Source organism: Nocardioides sp. (assembly GCF_031397825.1).
GTDB lineage: Bacteria > Actinomycetota > Actinomycetes > Propionibacteriales > Nocardioidaceae > Nocardioides.
On the sequence record NZ_JANNML010000230.1, the window covers coordinates 1 to 4,205 of the forward strand.

At 71.9% G+C, this 4,205-nt stretch carries 4 protein-coding genes and 1 pseudogene; 4 read left to right on the plus strand and 1 reads right to left on the minus strand.

Features of this window, described 5'->3' with window-relative positions; genetic code table 11:
- Positions 1 to 378: pseudogene (locus RMN98_RS19405) on the plus strand (CoA-transferase); the annotation flags it as partial.
- The gene (locus RMN98_RS19410; RefSeq protein ID WP_309650466.1) at positions 375 to 1,442 is read left to right on the plus strand and encodes a nitronate monooxygenase; all 1,068 of its coding nucleotides are present in this window, start codon (positions 375 to 377) and stop codon (positions 1,440 to 1,442) included. The pseudogene RMN98_RS19405 and the gene RMN98_RS19410, both read left to right, overlap by 4 nt.
- 94 nt (positions 1,443 to 1,536) lie before the next feature.
- Here RMN98_RS19410 and RMN98_RS19415 read toward each other — a convergent pair whose 3' ends face one another.
- The gene (locus RMN98_RS19415) at positions 1,537 to 2,193 is read right to left on the minus strand and encodes a hypothetical protein (protein ID WP_309650467.1); all 657 of its coding nucleotides are present in this window, start codon (positions 2,191 to 2,193) and stop codon (positions 1,537 to 1,539) included.
- A gap of 64 nt (positions 2,194 to 2,257) precedes the next feature.
- On the opposite strand from RMN98_RS19415, the gene RMN98_RS19420 reads away from it, so the two are divergent.
- Positions 2,258 to 2,608: a hypothetical protein gene (locus RMN98_RS19420; RefSeq protein WP_309650468.1), complete on the plus strand. Its 351-nt coding sequence runs from the start codon at positions 2,258 to 2,260 to the stop codon at positions 2,606 to 2,608.
- Between the two features lie 74 nt (positions 2,609 to 2,682).
- Positions 2,683 to 4,017 carry a CehA/McbA family metallohydrolase gene (locus RMN98_RS19425; RefSeq protein WP_309650469.1) on the plus strand — a complete coding sequence of 445 codons (1,335 nt, stop codon included), beginning with the start codon at positions 2,683 to 2,685 and terminating at the stop codon, positions 4,015 to 4,017.
- Positions 4,018 to 4,205 lie beyond the last annotated feature (188 nt).

Here is a 4,205-nt window from a genome sequence, read left to right on the forward strand (position 1 = left end):
ACGTCCTACTGGGTGCCCAAGCACTCCCCCCGGGTCTTCGTCGAGCGCGTCGACATCGTCTCGGGCGTGGGGCCGGCCCGCGCCAAGGCCGCCGGCCCGGGCGCCGCCCGCTTCAACGACATCCACCGGATCGTCAGCAACCTCGGTGTCTTCGACGTCAAGGGCGACGGTGACACCGTGCGGCTGCTCAGCGTGCACCCCGGCGTCAGCGTCGACGAGGTGCGCGCCGCGACCGGCTTCGACCTCACGCTGGACGGTGACGTCCCCGAGACCCGCTTGCCGACCAGCGAGGAGCTGATCATCATCCGCGAGGTGCTGGACCCGAAGTCGCTGCGTCACCGCGAGGTCCCCGAGCCCAAGCCCGAGGAGGCATCGTGATCGAGCAGCTGCTGAGGACCCCGCTCACCGAGCTGGTCGGTGTCCGCCACCCGATCGTGCAGACGGGGATGGGCTGGGTCTCCGGCCCGCGACTCGTCAGTGGCACGGCCAACGCGGGTGGGCTGGGCATCCTCGCGTCGGCGACCATGACCTACGAGGAGCTCGAGAAGGCGATCCTCGAGGTCAAGGCACGCACCGACCAGCCCTTCGGCGTCAACCTGCGCGCCGACGCCGGAGACGCCGGTGACCGCTGCGACCTCCTGATCAAGCACGGCGTCCGCGTCGCCTCCTTCGCCCTGGCTCCCAAGCAGGACCTGATCGCCAAGCTCAAGGACCACGGCCTCGTCGTGATGCCCTCGGTCGGGGCGGCCCGCCACGCCGAGAAGGTTGCGGCCTGGGGCGCCGACGCGGTGATGATCCAGGGCGGCGAGGGCGGCGGCCACACCGGCTCGGTCCCGACCACGCTGCTGCTCCCGACGGTGCTCGACGCCGTCGACATCCCCGTCGTGGCCGCCGGCGGCTTCTTCGACGGCCGCGGTCTCGCCGCGGCGCTGTCCTACGGCGCGGCCGGCGTCGGCATGGGCACCCGCTTCCTGCTCACCCAGGACAGTGCAGTCCCCCAGGCGGTCAAGGAGCTCTACCTCGGCTACGACCTCAACGGGACCGTCGTGACCGCCAAGGTCGACGGGATGCCCCACCGGATGCTGCGCACCGACCTGGTCAGCGAGCTCGAGGAGACCAGCGCCGTCAAGCGCCTGGGCCCCACGGTGCGCCGCACCCTGGAGTACAAGCAGACCAGCGGGATGTCGTGGCTCGACCTGGCCAAGGACGGCCGGGCGATGAAGAAGACCCAGGGCCGCACGCTGGCCCAGATGACGCTGGCCGCCAACACGCCGGTCATGCTGAAGGCGGGTCTCGTCGAGGGCGACACCGGCGCGGGTGTCCTCGCCTCCGGCCAGGTCGTCGGCGTCATCGACGACCTGCCCACGTGCGAGAACCTCATCGACCGGATCGTCCTGCGGTCCGTCGAGGAGCTGCGCCGCGGGTCGTCGTACGTCGTCTGAGTCCTGGCCCGGATAGTGCGGGACGTTTTCGACCTCCTGAGCGCCTGGAAGGTCGAAAACGTGCCGCACTTTCCGACCGAGGCGGGCCCGCGCCTCAGGAGCCGGGCACGTAACCCTTCACGGGCGCCCAGGAGCCGGTGTCGCGCAGCCGCGCCCAGATGTCGTACTCAGGCGCGAAGAAGTCGACCAGCGCGGCCCGAGTGGCGGCGGTGAGCTCGGGCTCGCGACGCTCGGTGGAGACGTTGGCGGTGCCGATCTCGACCTTGCCGTCCATCTTGTCGGTGATCCAGCCCTGCCAGGCGTCAGGGCGGTCGAGCGCGAAGATCCGGTCGACGCCGAGGTCGAGGTCGTTGCTCATCGCGACGAAGCGCGCGGGCCTGCCCACCTTGCCGGTGATCACCTGGTCACCGGCGACGTAGCGCTCGGCGAAGTGCTCGAAGGTCATGTCGCCGGTGTACTTGTCGGGGTTCTCCGTCACCACGGCGGGGCGCGAGCGATAGCGCCACCACGACTCGAGCCACTCGACCGGCTCACGGAAGAGCGAGACGACCTCGTAGTCCTTGCGCTGGTAGCCCGCGTTGCGCAGGATCGGCACCATCCGCGTGTGGAACTGGCGGCAGTTCATGTGCTTGAGCCGGGGGTGCCCGCGCAGCACGACGTCGGCCTTGCCGCTGAGGGCGTTGACGATGGAGGTCGACGCGCACTTGGGCATCGACAGCACCACGAACCCGTGGCTCGGCAGCGCGATCATGCGCCCAACCTATCGGCCGCCCTCCCGCCGCAGCGACGTGCACCGCCGCGCGGTAGTTTCAAGCATGACCCAGGAGCCGCCCGTCCATCGTGCCCGGCACCTGATGGACCCCAACGCTCCCCGCAAGGCCCCGGATCCCGAGGCCATCGCCCGTCTCCAGCGCGTGCAGACCTGGGTGATGTCCGTCCTCGTCGTGACGACGATCGTGCACCTCTCGGGGGGCTTGGGGATCGCGGCGCAGTACGTCGACGAGGACGCCCTGTCGGCGGGCATCGGGCTGAGCGTGCTGGCCGGTGCCTTCGGCGTGATCGCCGTGGCGTCGGGCCTCGCGATCCACAAGCGGTCGTTGGTCTCGCCGTGGCTGCTGCTGGGCCTGCTGCCCGGCCTGGTGTCGGTCTACCTCGTCCTGCGCTGACCCGACCCGGACCCGTCACCCGCCGTTCACCGGCGCGTCCCTACCCTCGCGCCGCCAGACTCGTTGGACCTGGCATGTGCGACGACACCCGGAGCCACACCCACCCGGCCCCCACGCCCGACCTGCTGCCGGGCGCGCTGGGCCGCCGCGCGCTGACCGCGGGCGCCGGGCTGCTGATGGCCGGCACCCTGCTCCCCCACACCGGCGCGATCGCCTCCGCCTCCACCGCACCGACGGTCGGCGCCTCCCGCCGCTCGCGCATCTCCACCGGCACACGTCTCGTGCACGCCGACCTGCACAACCACACCCTGCTCTCGGACGGTGACGGCGACCCCGCCCTGGCCTTCGCCTCGATGCGCAACGCCGGCCTCGACGTCGCCGCGCTCACCGACCACGCCACGCTCTCCGACAACGTCCTCGGCGACGTGCTCGCCGGCCTGCTGCCGCCGGAGTACAAGCAGGTCGCCGGCATCACGCCCGGTGACTGGGCACGCACGAAGCGCTTCGCCGACCGAGCCGACGACGACGGCCGCTTCACCGCGATCCGCGGCTTCGAGTGGTCCGAGCCGCTCATCGGTCACGTGAACGTCTGGTTCACCGAGCACTACGTCGACGTCCTGCAGGCCGGCGTCATGCAGCCCCTGCTCGACTGGCTCCGGCGTGAGCCCGGCCTCGTGCTCGACGGCGGCGCCGGCGGACTCGCCGGCTTCAACCACCCGGGCCGCGAGCCGCTGCGCTTCCAGGAGTTCACCTACGACCGGCGCGTGCGCGACCGGGTCGTCTCGCTGGAGATGTTCAACCGCGAGGACGACTACCTCTTCGAGGGCTTCGCCGACGACCGGTCCTCGCCCCTGGTCGCGTGCCTCAACGCCGGCTGGCGCACCGGCATCGCCGGCGTGACCGACGAGCACGGCACCGACTGGGGTGAGCCTGAGGGCAAGGGCCGCACCGGCCTGTGGGTCCAGGAGCACAGCCGCCGCGGGGTCAAGCGCGCCATGCGGGCCCGCCGCTTCTTCGCGACCCGTACGTCGGGACTGCGGGTCGACGCGACCGCCCAGCCCCGCGGTGGTCGCCCGGTCCGCATGGGTGGTGTGCTGCCGCTGCGCAAGGGCGTGGTGACGGTGCGCCTCGACCTGGCGCGCGACGCGTCGTGGACCGGCCGCCGCCTGGACGTCCAGGTGCTGCGACCCGGGACCGACGTGCCGACCGTCGTGGACGTCGTACCCTTCCGCGTCGGGCCGGTGGTCGAGCTCCGCGTGCCCGTGAACCTGGCCGACGGCGACTGGTTCCTGCTGCGCGTGGCCGACCCGACCCAGCGCAACGCGACCCCGGGCCCCGCCGGGCACCCCGGCAACGACCTCGGGATCGCCTACACGAGCCCGTGGTGGCTCGAGCCGACCGCCGTCTGACCCTCACCTGACCGCTGCCTGCCCGCCGAGTCGGCGCGACGTTGCAGAAGACCCGCCGAGTCGGCGCGACGTTGCAGAAGACCCGCCGAGTCGGCGCGACGTTGCAGCCGGGCCTGCAACAATGCGCCGACGCGGGCCCGGGCGTGCAACATTGCGCCCACACGCGCCCGCTCGCGCCACATTGCGCC

Coding starts and splice junctions, on each gene's coding strand:
- RMN98_RS19415 (WP_309650467.1), bottom strand. CDS start 2,193: ATGATCGCGCTGCCGAGCCACGGGTTCGTGGTGCTGTCGATGCCCAAG.
- RMN98_RS19420 (WP_309650468.1), top strand. CDS start 2,258: ATGACCCAGGAGCCGCCCGTCCATCGTGCCCGGCACCTGATGGACCCC.
- RMN98_RS19425 (WP_309650469.1), top strand. CDS start 2,683: ATGTGCGACGACACCCGGAGCCACACCCACCCGGCCCCCACGCCCGAC.